Origin of the sequence: Limnospira indica PCC 8005 (genome assembly GCF_000973065.1) — a bacterium.
In the GTDB taxonomy this organism is placed as follows: Bacteria; Cyanobacteriota; Cyanobacteriia; order Cyanobacteriales; family Microcoleaceae; genus Limnospira; species Limnospira fusiformis.
Map to the genome: position 1 here is coordinate 443,507 of NZ_FO818640.1, position 17,908 is coordinate 461,414.

Annotated in this window: 20 protein-coding genes; 7 read left to right on the forward strand and 13 right to left on the reverse strand. The window is 44.6% G+C overall.

The annotated features are described in order from the left end of the window. Positions 1–228 precede the first annotated feature (228 nt). The 3 genes from XZ46_RS01985 to XZ46_RS01995 all read right to left on the reverse strand — a co-directional run bounded on the left by XZ46_RS01985 (position 229) and on the right by XZ46_RS01995 (position 3,531). Positions 229–480, reverse strand: a complete 252-nt coding sequence (locus XZ46_RS01985; protein ID WP_006668846.1) for a hypothetical protein — start codon at positions 478–480, stop codon at positions 229–231. A 521-nt stretch (positions 481–1,001) separates the two neighbouring features. Then, positions 1,002–3,023 (reverse strand): WD40 repeat domain-containing serine/threonine-protein kinase, encoded by a 2,022-nt coding sequence (locus XZ46_RS01990; protein ID WP_008056777.1) that lies wholly within the window; start codon positions 3,021–3,023, stop codon positions 1,002–1,004. A 37-nt stretch (positions 3,024–3,060) separates the two neighbouring features. Next, positions 3,061–3,531 (reverse strand): DUF8738 domain-containing protein, encoded by a 471-nt coding sequence (locus XZ46_RS01995; protein WP_008056776.1) that lies wholly within the window; start codon positions 3,529–3,531, stop codon positions 3,061–3,063. 111 nt (positions 3,532–3,642) lie between these two features. Here XZ46_RS01995 and XZ46_RS02000 point away from each other — a divergent pair, with 111 nt between their 5' ends. Continuing rightward, positions 3,643–4,278, forward strand: coding sequence for a vWA domain-containing protein (locus XZ46_RS02000; RefSeq protein WP_006621849.1), 636 nt, complete (start codon positions 3,643–3,645; stop codon positions 4,276–4,278). Between the two features lie 53 nt (positions 4,279–4,331). On the opposite strand, the gene XZ46_RS02005 is transcribed toward XZ46_RS02000, so the two are convergent. Next, positions 4,332–4,892, reverse strand: a complete 561-nt coding sequence (locus XZ46_RS02005) for a thioredoxin family protein (RefSeq protein ID WP_006621848.1) — start codon at positions 4,890–4,892, stop codon at positions 4,332–4,334. Between the two features lie 182 nt (positions 4,893–5,074). On the opposite strand from XZ46_RS02005, the gene XZ46_RS02010 reads away from it, so the two are divergent. Then, the gene (locus XZ46_RS02010) at positions 5,075–5,413 is read left to right on the forward strand and encodes a cupin domain-containing protein (RefSeq protein ID WP_006621847.1); all 339 of its coding nucleotides are present in this window, start codon (positions 5,075–5,077) and stop codon (positions 5,411–5,413) included. 5 nt (positions 5,414–5,418) lie between these two features. Here XZ46_RS02010 and thrB read toward each other — a convergent pair whose 3' ends face one another. The 5 genes from thrB to XZ46_RS02035 form a co-directional block, all read right to left on the reverse strand. Further along, entirely contained in the window at positions 5,419–6,336 is a 918-nt protein-coding gene (thrB, locus tag XZ46_RS02015) for a homoserine kinase (RefSeq protein ID WP_006621846.1), read from the reverse strand. Between the two features lie 81 nt (positions 6,337–6,417). Further along, on the reverse strand, positions 6,418–6,669 hold the full coding sequence (locus XZ46_RS02020) for a DUF7219 family protein (protein ID WP_006621845.1): 252 nt from the start codon (positions 6,667–6,669) through the stop codon (positions 6,418–6,420). 386 nt (positions 6,670–7,055) lie between these two features. Next, positions 7,056–10,721 carry a hydantoinase B/oxoprolinase family protein gene (locus tag XZ46_RS02030; RefSeq protein ID WP_008056769.1) on the reverse strand — a complete coding sequence of 1,222 codons (3,666 nt, stop codon included), beginning with the start codon at positions 10,719–10,721 and terminating at the stop codon, positions 7,056–7,058. A gap of 146 nt (positions 10,722–10,867) precedes the next feature. After that, positions 10,868–11,035 carry a hypothetical protein gene (locus XZ46_RS27910; RefSeq protein ID WP_155839093.1) on the reverse strand — a complete coding sequence of 56 codons (168 nt, stop codon included), beginning with the start codon at positions 11,033–11,035 and terminating at the stop codon, positions 10,868–10,870. Between the two features lie 100 nt (positions 11,036–11,135). Next, a complete protein-coding gene (locus XZ46_RS02035) occupies positions 11,136–11,423 on the reverse strand; it encodes a hypothetical protein (RefSeq protein WP_228116457.1) in 288 nt (95 codons plus the stop codon). 271 nt (positions 11,424–11,694) lie between these two features. On the opposite strand from XZ46_RS02035, the gene XZ46_RS02040 reads away from it, so the two are divergent. Then, complete coding sequence (locus XZ46_RS02040; RefSeq protein ID WP_035759901.1) at positions 11,695–13,173, forward strand: aminotransferase-like domain-containing protein; 1,479 nt, start codon at positions 11,695–11,697, stop codon at positions 13,171–13,173. Here XZ46_RS02040 and XZ46_RS02045 read toward each other — a convergent pair. Together XZ46_RS02045 and XZ46_RS02050 are read right to left on the reverse strand one after the other, a co-directional pair. Then, complete coding sequence (locus tag XZ46_RS02045; protein ID WP_008056766.1) at positions 13,128–13,631, reverse strand: GGDEF domain-containing protein; 504 nt, start codon at positions 13,629–13,631, stop codon at positions 13,128–13,130. The genes XZ46_RS02040 and XZ46_RS02045 overlap by 46 nt on opposite strands. Before the next feature lie 70 nt (positions 13,632–13,701). Next, the gene (locus tag XZ46_RS02050) at positions 13,702–14,019 is read right to left on the reverse strand and encodes a hypothetical protein (protein WP_228116458.1); all 318 of its coding nucleotides are present in this window, start codon (positions 14,017–14,019) and stop codon (positions 13,702–13,704) included. A 268-nt stretch (positions 14,020–14,287) separates the two neighbouring features. On the opposite strand from XZ46_RS02050, the gene XZ46_RS02055 reads away from it, so the two are divergent. The 4 genes from XZ46_RS02055 to XZ46_RS02065 are packed head-to-tail and all read left to right on the forward strand — an operon-like array spanning position 14,288 to position 16,712. Further along, complete coding sequence (locus XZ46_RS02055) at positions 14,288–14,686, forward strand: MAPEG family protein (RefSeq protein ID WP_006668838.1); 399 nt, start codon at positions 14,288–14,290, stop codon at positions 14,684–14,686. A gap of 18 nt (positions 14,687–14,704) precedes the next feature. Then, positions 14,705–14,908 carry a hypothetical protein gene (locus XZ46_RS02060; protein WP_006621835.1) on the forward strand — a complete coding sequence of 68 codons (204 nt, stop codon included), beginning with the start codon at positions 14,705–14,707 and terminating at the stop codon, positions 14,906–14,908. 12 nt (positions 14,909–14,920) lie between these two features. Then, positions 14,921–15,097 carry a hypothetical protein gene (locus tag XZ46_RS35130; protein WP_006621834.1) on the forward strand — a complete coding sequence of 59 codons (177 nt, stop codon included), beginning with the start codon at positions 14,921–14,923 and terminating at the stop codon, positions 15,095–15,097. Between the two features lie 25 nt (positions 15,098–15,122). Continuing rightward, complete coding sequence (locus tag XZ46_RS02065; protein WP_008056758.1) at positions 15,123–16,712, forward strand: hypothetical protein; 1,590 nt, start codon at positions 15,123–15,125, stop codon at positions 16,710–16,712. Here XZ46_RS02065 and XZ46_RS02070 read toward each other — a convergent pair. After that, positions 16,701–17,390 carry a M78 family metallopeptidase domain-containing protein gene (locus tag XZ46_RS02070; protein WP_008056756.1) on the reverse strand — a complete coding sequence of 230 codons (690 nt, stop codon included), beginning with the start codon at positions 17,388–17,390 and terminating at the stop codon, positions 16,701–16,703. The genes XZ46_RS02065 and XZ46_RS02070 overlap by 12 nt on opposite strands. Beyond that, positions 17,387–17,734 (reverse strand): helix-turn-helix domain-containing protein, encoded by a 348-nt coding sequence (locus XZ46_RS02075; protein ID WP_006621831.1) that lies wholly within the window; start codon positions 17,732–17,734, stop codon positions 17,387–17,389. Before XZ46_RS02075 ends, XZ46_RS02070 begins: the two co-directional genes overlap by 4 nt. Positions 17,735–17,908 lie beyond the last annotated feature (174 nt).

The window sequence follows — 17,908 nt, forward strand, 5'->3', positions numbered from 1 at the left end:
GCGAACGCTAATGTTCAGAGTCGGTACTTTCCAAATCGCACTGTCTTAACCCCTTAGAACTGTTTAACGATTTGGTTCTAGTGCCTGGAACTAGCACGCATTCCAGGGTAGGAACTTTAACTCTTGCTCTGAACGTAGCCAGTTAAGGCTTAAGCTGGTCAGCTACCTGAAAGCGGGGGGCACGAAGCCCCCGTGCTTCAGCCGGGGGTGCTGACGACATAACCAATATCAAATGCTTTCTATATCGGGATTCAATCCATGGGGGGCTAGGGGGACACGCCCATAATCAAAATACAGCACTTGTAGGGCTTCTTCTCTCGTCAAGGCATCTCCTGGCCTTAATTTTTGATGGGCATTATCAATGGCTTTGAGCATGAAAGCATCCTCATAGAGGGGGGTCAGAAACTCCCAGGCAGTTTTCAGGTCCTCGTCTGATATTCCTTCTATTAAACGGTGTAGTTTTTTTCTCAAAGATATCATGACTCTTGCCTCCCTTTCCATGATTTCAATCTAGCAGAAAACTATGAAAGTTGATCATAATATCAGCCCAAACTAGATGCCCACACTACCTGAGTAGTTCTTGAATTATATTGTAGTGGGAGCATCAATTAACAATTAACTATAAAAACTGCATCAGGAAACTGGCAAGGCCCTTAGCACCTTTGGGTAATACCCCGCAATGAATCCATCAAGTTCTGATATTCAGGAGGATTAATCAACCCTGAACTGTAAAACTGTGCTAGACAGCTATTTAGGGCATTAAATGCTGTTTCCTTATCAATCCAGGACTTGCCCCCAAGCAGTGCCTCTTCTGGAGTGGAGTAGTCGTTATTGGAAGTTAGATGGTCACCGTAGGGCAGGATGATCTGCCACTTCCAACGGTGACGGAAACTGAGGGTTGATATCAGTAGCCCATAATAATCCTTGTGCATTGATTTTTGTTACCTAGGTGACAAAACTTAATTTTTATTTAACAATTGTATTATATTTTCTAATCAATATCAAGTTTGGGCGGCGTGATACCAAATCTTCACGAGTCGGTCAGATCCGCCACTAGCTATGGTTTTGCCGTCAAGACTAAATGCTAGGGATAATACGTCTGCTGAATGGGCGGCGATGGTTTCTAATAATGTGCCGTCGCCCAGTTGCCAAATGTCGATTTGGCCTTTACTGTTGCCAGTAATTAACTCTGTACTATCGGGTTTAAAGGCGATCGCAAATATATCGGCATCATCAGCCCGCAGGGTACGCCATAGCTTCCAGGTCTGGTCTTGTTGATGCCATAGACCGATGGAACCATCCCGACATCCTCCGGCTAACATTTGACCGTTAGGACTAAAAGCAACGGTTCTCACCCAGTCAGACCAACGGGGTAGGCTTCCTAATTCTTGTCTTTGCTGTAGGTTCCACAGGCGGACAGTTTTATCCCTAGAGGCGCTGGCTAGGGTCTGACCATCTGGGGAAAAGGCGAGTCCATAAATGCGATCGCTATGACCATAGAGAGTGTAGGAAGGCTTCCCTTTTTTGAGATCCCAAATTTGTATGGTTTTGTCCCGGGAGGCGCTGGCTAGAATATCTCCCTGGGGGGAAAAGGCCACCTGTTCCACAGCATCTTGATGACCAATGAGGGTATACCAGCGTTTACCTTTTTTGAGATCCCAAATTTCCACAGTCTGATCACGACTACCACTAGCTAAAATGTCTTCCTTCGGGGAAAAGGCGATCGATGTTACCCAATTTTCATGACCAGTTAGCGTGTACCAACGTTTCCCAGTTTTGAGTCTCCAAATTTCTATAGTCAGATCTTGGCTACTGCTGGCCAGTATTTCCTGATCAGGAGAGAAAGCTACACAGGTGACTTGATTACGGTGTCCTGTCAGCGTATGTAGCAGTTTCCAGCTAGGTGATGACCGTTGAGGTTGAACACGGCTAGGTTTTGGTGGGGTGGGTGGCTGAGAAGTTCTAGCCGTCGGTGGTGGGGTGATTTGCTGACTGGTTCTAGCTGTCCGTGGTGGCGGTGGGGGCAGTGGTGGCCGCGGTACTCTCACCGATGCAGCCGGGCTAGGGAGTGCCGTATTATCAAAGTTATTAATATTAATGTTGTGCAGAATCGTCGGGGGTAGTCCACTAGGATGCAGTGCCCTCAGTACATTCAGTGGGGAATTATAGCGCTGGGAAGGTAGGGAAGCCACCATTCTATCTAAAACTAAGCCCAGTTTATTACTAACCGTATTTTCCTGTAAATAATCTCGCCAAACCCATTTATCTTGGTGAATATCATAGAGGTCAAAGGGCGAGATTTGGGTGAGTAAATATAAGCAAGTCACCCCCAAACTATAAATATCACTAGCATATATGGCTTGACCCCTAGTTTGTTCTGGAGCCACATATTCAGGACTGCCGATAATAGTTCCTGGTCCTGATAAGTTGGTGCTTTGTACTACTTTCGCCGCCCCAAAGTCCACTAATACCAACTTACCCGATGTCGAGCTATTTACTACTGTTTGAGATTGAATAATATTGGCGGGTTTAATATCCCTATGAATGACTTTATTTTGATGTATAAATTCTAAAACTGGCAAGAGTTCATCAAGTAGTTGAATTATTTGAGTTTCGTTAAAAGTTCCCTGGCTAATTACTAAGTCTTCTAAATTGGGGCCGTTAATATATTCTTGGACTAAGTATTGATTATTGTCCTGTTGAAAATGTGCCAGCAAATCTGGGATGTGGGGATGTTTTCCTAGTTCATCGAGACGTTGGGCTTCTTGGTGGAATAATTCCGCCGCTTTGCGAGTAGTTTCTACCCCTTGGGTTTGGGGGAAAAATTGCTTAATGACGCAGGGGGGATGGGAGGGTTTATCGTGATCAACTGCCAAAAATGTTTTCCCAAATCCGCCATGACCAATAGGTTTAATAGCCTGGTATCTCTCCCGTAGAAACAGTTTAGCACCACAGGTGAGGCAGAATTTAGCATCATCTGGATTTTGGGGATGAGAACATTGGGGATTGAGGCAATAACTCATGGTAGAAAATAATTACCAGGGGACTAGGTTGGGGTTTTTATTCTGTTTCTAAGCGGAAGGTTTGACCATTATGATTGGTGCGGTAAAGCCAATGGCGCTGACCATCAGACACTCGGACCCGCCAGCCATCTACTAACATTTGACCACATAATTCGTCTGGCTGGGCGAGTCCTAAACAGGTATTTGGCCAAGTCTGTCTTTCGGCGGCGAGGATTTCGATTTCATCTGGGGAACTTCCAGTGCGATCGATGACATCTTGGCGCAATTTGGTGGTAATTTCCGGGGGGAGATCGGCTAAATTTTGGGAGGTTTCATCCATGATCATCACGGCTTCAGGGTTTTCTACCATAATGGGGTCTGGAGTAGGAGAGTCGGTTTTGACTAAAACCACATAGGCGACTAGGGCTAACACGCCTATCAGTAGGGCGAAGATGACCCGGGGAGGTTGTAGGTAGATGGGTCGGTCTGGCTGGTCTTGGTTGGCAGAATCCTGGGGCTTAGGTTTCATAACTAGGACTCGCAAAAACTAGATGATGACGCTTGGAAATATTATAGCTTAATAATTATGGGAAGGAAATGATACAGTATTAAATTAAGTACAATTGTGGGGGTTTGATGTATGGATGTACTATTAGAGGGGGGTGCAGTCCTGGAAAAACGGGATTATACCTTAATTGTGGATGTCAGCGAGAGTATGGCAATGGCTGGCAATAAAAAGGGGCAGTCTCGCTGGGAGTTAATGCGACAATCGATTTTAGAGTTGGCAACCTATTGCGAACATTTTGACCCGGATGGGATTACTTTATATTTATTTGCTGAAGAGTTTAAGCGCTACGATCGCATTACTTCTGACCATGTGGGAGAGGTTTTTGAGAATCATAAACCAGCCGGAAAAGCTGATTTAGCCTCGGTTCTCAAAGATGCCACTGATAGTTATTTTGCTAGACGGGCGACGGAACAATCACAGCCTAATGGTGAAACTATTTTTGTGGTGACGGGTGGGGAGATTATTAATACGTTATTGGAGGTTAAACGCATCTTGATTAATGCTTCCAATCAATTAACCCATGAGGAAGAGTTGGCTGTGGAAATGATTAGGGTGGGCTCTAGTGAAGAGGCTACGGCGTTTTTTAAGGTGCTTGATGATGAGTTAACGGCGGCGGGCGCTCGTTACAATATTTGTGATACAGTGAGTTTGGAAGATATGGAAGAGATTAGTTTGACGGATGTTCTATTGCGGGCAATTACTGATTAGATTTGAGGGGATTTCCTGGAAATAGGCAACCATTGGGGTTGCCTTGATTGATGTTATTGCGGATGCCATTTGATATTGCAACCAATACTGGGTTTTTGGTCGCTGTTGATGGGTTTGTCGGCGATAATGGCATCTAAAGCCGCCCGCAAATCTGCCCCGGTGACGGGTAAGTTATTCCCGGGGCGACTGTCATCTAATTGACCGCGATAGACTAATTGGCGATCGCTATTAAACAAGAAGAAATCGGGGGTACAGGCTGCTGTATAGGCTTGGGCTACTTCTTGGGTTTCATCGTAGCAGTAAGGGAAGGAAAAACCTACTGTTTCCGCTTGGTTTTTCAGGTGTTCGGGTCCGTCTTGGGGATGGGTTTTGATGGAGTTGGCGCTAATGGCAACTATTCCTATTCCTAGGGGTTGATAATCACGTCCTAATTGGGCTAGTTCATCTTGAATATGTTTAACGAAGGGACAGTGACAACATATAAACATGACTAGCAAGGCTTTTTTATCCTTAAATGTATCGACGGATATCATTTCCCCAGAGGTCACGTCTGGGAGTTGAAAATCTGGGGCGCGCGTCCCCAAACTTAACATGGTTGATGCTGTTAAAGCCATGATTCAAGATTCCTAATTTCTACTATTGGATAACATCTGTTATCATTATAGCGGATCATTCTCGACTCAGGTTAGGTAACGCCATGGCTGATAACTAGGATGTTTGGGGGTGGGGGGTAAGTTGACATGAAGGGAATGTGATATGATCTCAAATAGCCACCCATAAAATGGAGAGAGCTATTATGAGCGATATCATATCCCTAAATACTTCAACGGCTATTAAGTTGGATGATTATATCCAATATGCGGAGGGGGGAATTGTTAGCCGGGTTTTGCTGAAAGATGCTCACTGTCAATATACCCTATTTTGTTTGGGGGCTGGCACGGAAATTTCGGAACATACAGCTACCAAAAACGCGACGGTTAACGTTTTGGCAGGTCGCGGAATTTTAATTCTGGAGGGGAAAGAGATTACCTTAGAGGCGGGAGTGTTTGTATTTATGAAAGCCAACGCACCCCACGCCCTGAAAACTGAGGAAAATCTGGCATTTTTACTGACTCTTTCGGCTGGTAATGAGTAGGGAAATTAAGTGACTTTAGCGCCTTGGGTATCAATTGCAAGCGATCGCACATCTACCCCGATGTTATAGCCCCTCCAAGCCTCCCTCATGGCAGATACACATAAGTGGGTGTGGGGGGGGTCTGTGAGGGCTAGAAGGGTCGGTCCTGCCCCGCTAATGGCTAATTCGTAAGCGCCTGCATCTAAGGCGGCTTGTCTGACGGTATCATAACCCTGAATCAGAGATTGGCGGTAGGGCTGATGGATTTTGTCAGCCATAGCCACGCGCAACCAGTCTCCCTGTCCGGTTTCTAAGCCTCGGACTAATAAACCTAGGTGGGCGGTGTTGAAAATGGCATCGGCGCGGGTATAATGGGAGGGGAGGACGCTGCGGGCTTCGGCGGTGGATAGTTCAAAGTCGGGAATAGCGACGACGGGGACTATATCTTGATGCCAAGGAATTTCGCAGATCTGCCAGCGGTGGTTATGGTCGGCTACTGATAACTGACAGCCCCCCAACAGGGCGGGAACTACGTTGTCGGGGTGTCCTTCTATGGCGATCGCCATTTCCATAATTTCTGTTGGAGTTAGGGGGTTTCCGGCTAGGGTATTTGCACCCACTAAACCCCCGACAATTGCTGTGGCTGAACTTCCTAAACCTCTGGCGAGGGGGACTCCTAGTTTGATGTGAATTTTGACGGGAGGGGGAGTTTGATTGATGTGATGGTAGAATTTGAGAAAGGCTTGATAAACTAAGTTGCGATCGTCTGTGGCTACGCGATCGCTTTCTAGTCCTTCGGCGGTAATTTGGTGGGGTTTTTCTGTATCTGTTAAAGGCGAAAATTCTAGGGTATTATATAGGCTGAGGGCTGCACCAATACAATCAAACCCTGGTCCAATATTGGCGGTGGTGGCGGGGACGGTAACGGTAATTGGGTGAGACATTGAAAATGATGAATATGGGCTAATTTTGTGGGAAAATTAGGGATTTTATCCCTGGCTTGTAGTTATGCAGACCATGGCTAGTTATTCTGGGTCTTGGTTGGCTGAATTTTCGCCAATATTAAGATTCTTTTTGGACTCTTTTAATTCTTTCCAGAGTTGTTTGATTCTTTGGTAAGCCACTTCGGAACTCAGTTTACCATTGGTTTCTAACCCACAGATATAGTTCACCTTATGTGCAAACTCTTGGAGGTTAGAGTTAAACATCATATTTTGGGGGCTAAATTCTCCACGATAACGGGTTTTGGGGTAAAGAAATTCGTCTTTTTCGTTCATATATTTAGGCTGAATATGTTAGTTGGTATCCTGGGGGAAAGCTACTACTAACTCCCTCAAAAAAAATGCTATTCTGGCTACATTTTTAGGTGCTAGTAATATCATTAATGAAAATCAAGGACTGACACTTAGGGGGTATCTGGGTTTAAGTCTGACCGTGGTGATTATAGTATTTCAGGCGGGTTATACAAGGGAAAGGATTATATTTTTGACCAGTATTTATACTGACTCAATCCGATTAAATGATTAACTAAATCCGGGTCAACTTAGCTGAAGATCATATAGCATTATGTATTATATGTTAGGCGATACCAAAAGGGGAGTCAATATGTCTATGGGTTTAGACAAACTCCCCATGGTCAAAGAGGTTTCTAGCCTATTATAGGTTATTGTGGCGCACCATATCCCCCGCCGCCGGGAGTTTGGATGGTCAACACATCCCCTATACCCATAAGGGCGATCGCCGTACTACCGAGATCTTCAACAGTCCCATTTTGGCGAGTAATGGAATTACGCCCCACCATACCCGGTTCACCCCCAGCCATACCAAAAGGTGGAATGATGCGATGTCCCGATAGGATAGTGGCAGTCATTTCCTCCAAAAATCGAATTTGGCGGATAATACCATTACCACCGCGATAGTTTCCGCCGCCGCCGCTGTGGGGGCGAATAGCAAAAGCATCGATCAGAACTGGATAACGCCATTCTAACACTTCTGGATCAGTTAGGCGAGAATTAGTCATGTGAGTATGTACCGCGTCGGTCCCGTGAAAATTTGGACCTGCGCCAGATCCGCCGCAGATGGTTTCATAATACTGATAGCGATCGCTTCCAAAGGTCAAATTATTCATAGTTCCCTGGGAAGCCGCCATAACCCCCAAAGCGCCATATAAAGCATCAACCACAGCCTGAGAAGTTTCGACATTTCCCGCTACTACAGCCGCCGGAAATTTGGGGTTAAGCATACAGCCTTGAGGGATGACAATTTCCAAAGGTTTTAGACATCCAGCATTGAGGGGAATACTATCAGCCACCAAAGTCCGAAATACATACAAAACCGCCGCTTTACAAACCGCCTGGGGCGCATTAAAATTACTTTCCAATTGTCGAGAAGTTCCGGTGAAATCTATTTTGGCGCTGCGGTTTTGGCGATTAATGCTAATCGCCACTTGAATAACTCCCCCATTATCCAGAATATAAATAAACTGACCATCCCGCAGAACATCAATAGCCTTTCTAACGCACTCCTCAGCATTATCCTGGACAAATTTCATATAAGCCTGGACTGTAGCTAACCCATATTGTGCGACCATTTTCTGTAATTCCGTCACCCCTTTTTCATTAGCCGCAATTTGTGCTTGTAGGTCAGCAATATTAGTCTCCGGGTTCCGCGCCGGGTAGGGATGATGAGTTAATAATTTCAGCACTTCTGCTTCTCGGAATTTGCCACTATCAACTAACTGGAACTTATCGATTACAATCCCTTCTTCCAAGACTGTTTGACTATGGGGCGGCATAGAACCGGGTGTTATCCCTCCCAGGTCAGCATGATGACCGCGAGATGCTACATAAAATAAAATGTTTAATCCGGCGGTATCAAATACTGGAGTAATGACGGTAATATCAGGTAAGTGAGTCCCGCCATCATAGGGATTATTTAGCATATAAACATCCCCAGATTTGAGAGTTTCGGCTTTGGCTTTAATTAGGCTGCGGACACTTTCTCCCATAGAGCCTAAATGTACAGGAATATGGGGAGCGTTAGCTACGAGTTCCCCCAATTCATCGAAAATTGCACAGGAAAAATCTAGGCGTTCTTTAATGTTAACTGATGATGCGGTATTTTGTAGGGTAATTCCCATCTGTTCAGCGATAAACTGAAACAGGTTTTTAAAAATTTCCAGACGCACGGGATCTGGTTTATTGGTCAAGGTATTGGTGTCAATGGGGGAGGTTTGGGGCTGGGAAATTTTGGCTAAAACTAAGTGATTGCGTTCGGTTAATTGGGCAGACCAACCTGGTTCAACAATATTAGTTCCGGTGGCTTCAAGAATAATCGCGGGTCCGATTACTTCATCTCCTGGCTGTAAAATCTCTCTGGGAAATACGGGGGTTTGTTGCCATTTCTGATTAGCAAACATAGGGACGGTAGCAATAGGAGATGGGGGTTGATCATTTCGACGAGATAATATGGTTTCCGGGGGATTTTCCATCTGGCGGACTACTTCGACGGATACAGATTCAACTATTAATTTTTTGTCGGCTTTGACAAAACCATAACGGGTGCGGTGTTCGGTTTCAAAGGCGGCTTTCATGGGTTCGACTTGGGGGGAAAATGGGACGGTTAGGGTGGAGTCAGTCCCCTGATATTTTAAATTAGCGCGATAAAAAACTATGTCGTTGGGGGAATTGTGGGGGTCAAGTTCCGATCGCATTTCGGTTTCTAAATCGGCTAAAACTGGGGTGATATCTGCTAATAAATGTTCGTTTAGCGTGGCTTCTATGGCTTTCTCGCGGATGTTACCTACATCTGCTAGGGCCATGCCATAGGCAGATAAAACGCCAGCGTAGGGATGAATAAACACCCGTGTAATGCCTAATGTATCTGCGATCGCACAGGCGTGTTGACCTCCTGCGCCGCCAAAGCAACAGAGGGTATATTCGGATACGTCATAACCCCGCTGTAGGGATATTTTCTTAATCGCATTAGCCATATTTTCTACGGCGATCGCAATAAAACCCGCCGCCACTTCTTCCGGTTGGCGAGGGTCTCCGGTGGCTTGAGTAATATCTGCGGCTAACTGGTTAAATTTGGCTTTAACTACTTCTGCATCAAGGGGTGAATTGGCTTGGGGTCCGAATACTTGGGGGAAAAATTCGGGTCTAATTTTGCCTAACATTACGTTACAGTCAGTAACTGTTAAAGGTCCCCCACCACCATAGCAAGCGGGACCTGGATCAGCACCCGCAGACTCTGGACCGACACGATAGCGGAAACCGTCAAAGCATAAAATTGAACCTCCCCCGGCTGCTACAGTATGAATAGAAAGGATAGGCGTTCGCATTCTGACTCCCGCAATTTCGGTCTCAAATTGTCTTTCATATTCGCCATTATAATGCGCGACATCTGTGGATGTTCCACCCATATCAAAGGTGATAATTTTGTCAAAACCTGCCTGTTTACTGGTTTTCACTGCGCCGACAATGCCGCCAGCAGGTCCTGATAAAATGCTGTCTTTTCCTTGGAAGTTTTGGGCGTTAGTTAAAGCACCATTGGACTGCATAAACATTAATTTAGGCAGGTTTTGCGGCGGGCTAGATACTGCATCTATTGGGGGCTGGTTGCCATATAATTCCTGGGCAACTTTATCAATATAACGCCTTAAAATGGGTGAGAGGTAAGCATCCACTACGGTGGTATCTCCCCGGCTGATTAGCTTCATTAGGGGGCTAATTTGGTGGGATGCGGAAATTTGGGTAAAGCCAATTTCGGCGGCTAGTTGGGCGATTTGTTGTTCGTGTTTGGGGTAGCGGTAGCTGTGCATTAGGGCGATCGCACAACTGCGAATTCCGTCTTGATAAGCCTTTTGTAGGGCGATTTTTAAGGGTTCTAATTGGAGAGGTTGCAGTTCTTCCCCTTGGGCGCTGTAGCGTTCTTCTGCTTCGATTACCCTTTCATATAGCAAAGATGGTAAAATGATTTCTTGGGCAAAAATATCGGGGCGATTTTGATAGCCAATGCGGAGAGCATCTTTAAAGCCTTTGGTGATGATTAATAGGGTGCGATCGCCTTGGCGTTCCAGGAGTGCATTGGTTGCTACTGTGGTTCCCATTTTTACCTCAGAAATACAATTTTCTGGGATGGGTTGATGCAAACCAATTCCTAAAATTTCTTTGATACCAGCTACCACAGCATCCTGATAACGTTGAGGATTTTCTGATAGGAGTTTATGGGTCACTAAACTACCGTCTGGTTTCCGCGCGACAATATCTGTAAATGTACCGCCTCTATCTACCCAAAATTGATATTTATTTCCTAAGTTTTCAGCCATTGAATAATTCCCAATCATGTGAATTGTTGACAGTTACTCTAGTCCCATTCTATATAGCCATTCTCAATCAATACAGAAATCAGCCCCCACCCCCCCACCTTCTCACCTTCTGGGAGAGGGTGGTTAGGGGGTTAGGTGATCTGGTCTTATTTATGAGACAGTTGCTTTAGTCTTTGGTCGGGAGGTATGACTATATATTCACCATAAAAGAGACTAAATTCGATGGTATTGTGTATCAGTTTGATGAGACGATCGCCCCAAAGATGCGATCGGGATAATAACCGATGATTTTGCCAATTCTGTTGTTTCACCATAAAAACCCCCTGAATCAAAAATTGGGTATAAGTAGGGTCTAACCTACTGACAGACTCAATAGATATCCCTCAGATATTGGGTTGATAAATAATCGGCGGATTATTTAGAATAGCGGGATTCTAACCAAATTCTGACATCTTGTTCCGTATAAAAACGTTGATTGCGCCGAGTGAAAGGGTCATAAACATCCCAGACTAAATCACCATCTTGATCATAACTTTCAGAGATTCTGATATCCCCGCCACCCAGCAGAAAATTACACAATAAACTAGGTATTTTTTGCCACCAATTAACAATACCTTTTTTGGGGTAAATGCCGGAATAATTCACCAAAGCATTACCCGTCAATGGCATGGTACTACAAGCAGTTCGTTCCGTTGATTTCATCGCCACAATTCCTCCATGAATATTCAGTTGTAACAAACCATAAAGTAGAGGAGATGCTAACTTTAAACTCCCTTATTTATCGCGGTTCACATAAATAAGCGATCGCCAAAATAAGTAAATTTCGATCACTCTATAAAAAGTATGACCTACCCTAGCCAAAAATAACAGATGCAGTTATGATGAATTGTAGCCATAACAGTTTAATTTTTGGCAACTGTTATGGTAAGAAAATCAGCAACTGTATCCTTGTAAGGGATTTGGAGGTATGACCATGAAAGCCAGACCCGTGGAAAAGTCTCCCGGAGTGAATTTGTATGAACAGGTAGCCAACCGCATTCAGTCCCTCATTAAAGAAGGGACCCTGAAACCAGGCTCGCGCATTCCCTCAGTCCGCAAAATGCACCAACAGATGAGTGTTAGCATCACCACAGTATTAGAAGCCTATCGCCTCCTCGAAGACAGAGGGCTAATTGTCGCGCGTCCTCAGTCGGGGTACTATGTTCGCCATATTCTGTCACTTCCACCCGCAGAACCCACCTCCTCAGCCCCTCCGGGACTAGCCTGTAACGTAGATACCTCAATAGCTTTTAAGATCAATAAAGTCCTACGGGAACCAGGAATGATTAAACTCGGTGCGGCCGTCCCTGACCCGGAACTATTCCCCCTCGCCGCATTAAATCGACTGATGGGACAGGTAATGCGTCAAAACCCAGAAGTCTGTCACTCCTATAACGCGCTACCAGGGTTGGAACCTTTACGCGATGAAGTAGCCAGGAGATTAATGGATGCGGGTTGTTCCCTCACCCCAGACCAAATTTTGATTGTGAATGGGACGACAGAGGGGATGTATTTATCTCTACGCGCGATCACAAAACCGGGGGATACAGTGGCGATCGAGTCCCCATCCTATTATGGATTGTTAGAAATTTTGCAATCTCTACACCTAAAAGCGTTGGAACTTCCCACCCACCCGCGATCCGGCTTATCATTACCAGATTTGGAAAACGCCCTGAGTCAAGGTCAGGTGGCTGCTTGTGCGATCGTTTCCAATTTTAGTAATCCCCTGGGAAGCTGTATGGAAGATAGCAAGAAAAAAGCCTTAGTGGAAATTCTGGAACGCTACGATATTCCTTTGGTGGAAGATGACGTTTATGGAGATTTAGGTTTTGATGAGATGCGTCCGAAGGCGATTAAAGCGTTTGATAAAAAGGGTTTGGTTTTATATTGCTCTTCTTGTAGTAAAACCATTTCTCCCGGTTTGCGGGTAGGTTGGGTGGTCGCTGGTCGTTATCAAAACACCGTCGAACAACTCAAATTGTTTACTAACATTGTCACAGCGGCAGCTAATCAATTAGCGATCGCTGCCTTTTTAGCCAATGGAGGTTATGACCGCCATCTCCGACACCTACGACGGGCTTATGGGGAACAGGTTTTACGAATGACTCAGGCAATTTGTGATTATTTTCCCCCAGAAACTAAAGTAACGCGCCCCACAGGAGGTCACGTCTTATGGGTAGAACTTCCACCCCATTTTGATGCGATCGCACTTTACCAAGAAGCCTACCAACGCCAAATTAGCATTGCTCCTGGAACCATGTTTTCTGCATCAGGAAACTATCAAAACTGCTTTCGCTTAAATTGTGGTTTACTTTGGTCCCCCAAAATAGATATGGCTATGAAAACTTTAGGAGAATTAATTGCCAATCAAGACTCTGATAAAACTCGGTTACGCCCGCTATTTTTCGCTTGATCCAATCCCCTATCTGCACTTAATATCAGGTCTTCTGGTGATAAATCATCCCCAATAATTTGACTGGCAACTCCCGCACTTAGCGTAATACATGAACCAATCTCAGACCCACAGTGGGGGATATTTTTAGCCAAAACCTTCAGGCGAATTTGGTTCGCTACATTCAGGGCTTCTTTTAATTTAAGACCCGGTAGGATAATCGCAAACTCTTCACCACCGTAGCGGGCGGCTAAGTAGGGCTTTTGCTTATGAGAAGCCGTGATAGCTTCTTGAATAGCTTTGGCAATTCTTGGCAGACATAAATCTCCCGCTAAGTGACCATAATTATCATTGTAGGGCTTGAAAAAATCTATGTCTAAGAGAATTAAAGAGATGGGTTGTCCTTTTTGGCTTGGTAAAGTATGTTCCATATAAAGATAGAACTTACGTCGATTTGCTAATTGCGTTAAATCATCCAAAAAAGCTAGTTCTTTCAGCTTTCTGTTTTCTTGCTGTAGCTGCCGAATCCTGATATTTTGATAGTAAATCTTACGATACAGTTTCCGCTAGAGCAATATTGTGGAGGATGTTAATGGGATATTGATCAATATTCTCCATGGTATTACTATCAACTAAAATGTCCTGAACTATTGGGCGATTTAGGATGTCAATATTCATGGTAGTATTATCTTGATAGTTCCTCGAAAAATGGGGATGTTCATGATGCAAGTTTTGGTGATTATTTAAACCCAACTTGCTGACCATTTTAGTGAAGATGACTTCCAGCTTGGACTTCAGATTAATTTCCTGGAAATATCTTGACTTTTCGATGGAAATAAGATTTAATAGTTGTGGGTTCAGAATCACGGTTAACTTACCTATCTCTCGGTTTCAACAATATCGATTATTGACGATCTGCCGTAAGATTGCCGTGACGACTATCCGCCGATACCGTGATAATCCTGAAAAAGTCTCGTGATCGGCTAGTTTGAATGATTGTGATCATTTGACCAAATTTATGTGACTGTGATCACAATGGGCTAAAAACCTGTCTGAGGGTAGATACGGAGAAATTCCCACCCAAAATGGCGAAGCAGGTTAATATTGTGGTAGATACTCACGAGGCAATCAATCTATGTCACCTTGGCCAAGCCTAATCACTGCATCTGCGCTTATCCTATACCTGGTTGTCACCATCAACGTAGGTAGAGCTAGAATGAAATATAAGGTTATGCCTCCTGACATGACAGGCGATCCCAACTTTGAAAGAGTTTTGCGGGTACAGCAAAATACCCTAGAACAGTTAATTATGTTCCTTCCAGCGTTGTGGCTGTTTTCTGAGTTTGTCAGTCCCTTAGTGGCTGCGGGTTTGGGGGCAGTATGGATAGTTGGGCGCATTCTCTATGCGTGGGGATACTATCAGGCGGCGGAAAAGCGGATGATTGGCTTTGGGGTCAGTATCTTATGCTTATTTTCCCTATTGGGGGGGTCTCTAATCGGAATTATCATCCCCTTGGTTAAACAACTGATCTAAATTCGTGGAGTCAAGGACATGGCAGAGAATCAGCCAGAAGATCCGATCATGTTTAGGATCAGCGATCGCCTCTTTCAACAATTAACCGAATTTACCGAAACCCTAGAATCCGAGGATATGAACCCGCGTCCCAATTCCGAGGGTGATCGGACAGTCAACCCGCCAACGGACTTAACCAATTCACCGCTACCCTCGGAGTCCCCCAATTCCCCATCTGAATAACTTAATTAACGAATGGCTGATCTCGAACAATTAAAATCTGCCTTGGTCAGGACTAAAAATCCTAACCAAATATCTGCCCTAATTGTTGATTTCACCCACCAAGAGATACTTAGTGTCTACCATCAACTACCGTCCCAAAAGCAGCAACGAATTTGTCAAATTTGGGCGATCGAATTTGAATCAGGGTGACAATTAGTAAGGGTAAAGTGCATCCATGTCAGAACCCAACAATCATCCTTCATCATTACAGTATCAAAATGAATCTCCCCCTCATTCCTCCGCTTTCACAGAGGAAGAAAACGAGATACCTACAGTCACCGACTCCGAATCTTTATTTAATCACACATCAGGCTTAGTTCCCTATCTGGGTTGGGTGAGTGTTTTCTCATTAATTGTCGCTATGGTCATGTTTGGAAATGACCTAGGGGCGATCGCGATTATTTATGTAATTATCACCATTTTCTGTGCGGCTTTATCCTACCGATATCCCCGCCAAGGATTATGGGGTTTACTGATTTATTTACCTTTGGCGGGGACGATCGCCTATTGGGTAGGGGATGATCGACCTATTTTTCACTTACTGAAAAATATATTATTTTACATTCCCGCACTCTTAGGAATGCTGGTTGTTCTAATTCGTGAAGGCAAAGAAATTCTGATTAATAAAAATCTCAAAATCCCCCTATTAATCTTTGTGGGGATTGCTTTAATTAACCTAATTATCGTCAATGGAGGGCAACATTTTAGTGATGACCCTAGGGGAATTCCCATAGTTATGGGGATTTTCGGATTAGCCATCTTAATCGGATATATCCCCCTAATCACCTGTGGATATTACCTGATCCGTAAAAGTAAAGATGTCTATTTCCTCAATCGTTTACAGGTAGTTTTAGCCATAGTATGTTGTCTGCTAGGTATCGCTCAATTTTGGTTAGTCATCACAGGCGTTTGTCCAGACAATAGCGGCTTAGAACCCCATCTTTTACTAACAGCCAACCTACAGCGCAAGTGTCTAGTTGGGGGTTCTTTGGGCTACCTACCAGAAGCCAATTTTATCCGACTTCCCGGAACCTTTGTCTCCCCATGGCATTGGACATGGTTTTTAATTTCCAGTGCCTTTTTTGCTTTTCTAACTGCCCTCAATGACCCGAAAATCACTTGGCAGATAACTGGCGGATTTTCCCTATTCTTAATCATGATAAATGCCGTCATCTCAGGTCAGAGAACCGCTTTTTTGGCCGTACCTGTGGTGCTGATATTATTAATGGTTGCCACCAGTCATATATCTCGTTGGAAGCGATTATTAATTAGCTTTTTAGCCATCGGACTATTTTTGTTAACTACCCTCGTCATATTTCCCAATCTAGCCGAGGGACGAATTGAAAGTTTTACCGGACGCTGGATAGCATCCCCCCCTCCCGAATTTGTCATAGATCAAACTCAGTGGACTCTCAGAAATAGCGGAGGCTTATTAGGTAATGGACTCGGACGAGGGACTAATGCCACCCGCAGTCTAGGTAGCACACGGCTACTAGAAACCTATTATTCTAAACTCATCTACGAATTAGGCATCATAGGAGCGATCGCCTTTTTAATATTGGTAACCACCCTGATGATCGAAGGTTTCAAATCTTATCATCAAGTCCGCAATTCTCATCTGAGAAATGATGGTATTGTCTTCTGGATTTTTATTATCATCATCGGTTACAACCCCTACTGGTATCCTCTCGATACCGACCCCGTTGCCGTTTATTACTGGTTGATTGCTGGGGTGATGTTGAAAATCCCCAGCCTAACCGAATAACCGTTGTTGCTTGTTTAAATCAGCTTCTCCCAGATAAATTTGGCGCTGACCTTTGGGAATAGTAATCCAACCCAAATCTTGTAGGCGGTTAGTCAGATTAGAAATACTCACCCCCAACTCATCCCTAATACTGTAGAGATGAGACCACTTACTGAGATCGCGACCCGATCGCTTTTCCTCCAAAATATGACGAGGCATCAGCAGACAACTGGCAAAATATTGAGCCTGCCATTCAATGGAAGCAATTTGAGAGGAAACCGCACCACTGCGACAGACAAATGGTTCCTGGGCTGTTGAGGATGACCAACCGTAATTTCCCAGATTCAATTCTAACTGTCGAGCTACCCCGTCCACCTCATCCTGATTAATATGAAGGACCCAGTGTCCGATTTCATGGGCGATCGTAGACTCGATAAACCCTTGGGGTTTTTCTAAAATCTCTTCGTTAATCTCAATTTGTCTAGAGGCGGGAATAATGCGGGCGGCGATCGCCCCTTGTTCGTCCGCTGGTATGTAATCCCATACTACCCCCAAATCCAAAAAGTCCGCCACCAAACTCGACTCAAAAGGCCACTGAGGAGCAAAATTAGGGGTAGCCGCCATGCGCTGAAGAATCTGATCAGCGCGACGTTCAATAGATTCTTTCGCATAAAAGCGATAGGGTTTGAGAATACTCACTTATCTTTCCCCGAAGCTGCATCAAATACCTGTTTAGCAAAATTAGGGTTTTCCTGAAGTCGTCGAAATAGCGCTGTGATCTCCCGGTTATTCTGTTTGAGGAAATTCTCGTAATGGTGGGGAATGCGTCCCGCCAAAAAGATTAACTCCTCCTCATCTATGCCCAAATTTCGCGCTAAACCCCGGATTACCTCCTCTTTGGGAGCATAATCAGCGCGATCGTTCTCTAGCTTTGATAGATAGGTAAAGTCCACACCAAGCAACCCCGCCAGTTCTCGCTGGGAGTAGCCCCTATCCTTGCGAGCCTGACGGATCAATTTACCAAAAGTTTGTGTTTCGTCCACGGCATTGTCCTCCTGGTCTCTATTATAAGACACCTTGAACAAAATTTCAACTGATAACTTGACGAAACCATCAACACTTGTTAGTATAGATGTAGTTGAACAAAGCATCAACTGCCAAGGCTCTACTGATAGCGCTCAACTGTCAATAAAACCACATCATGCCATAGATGTAGA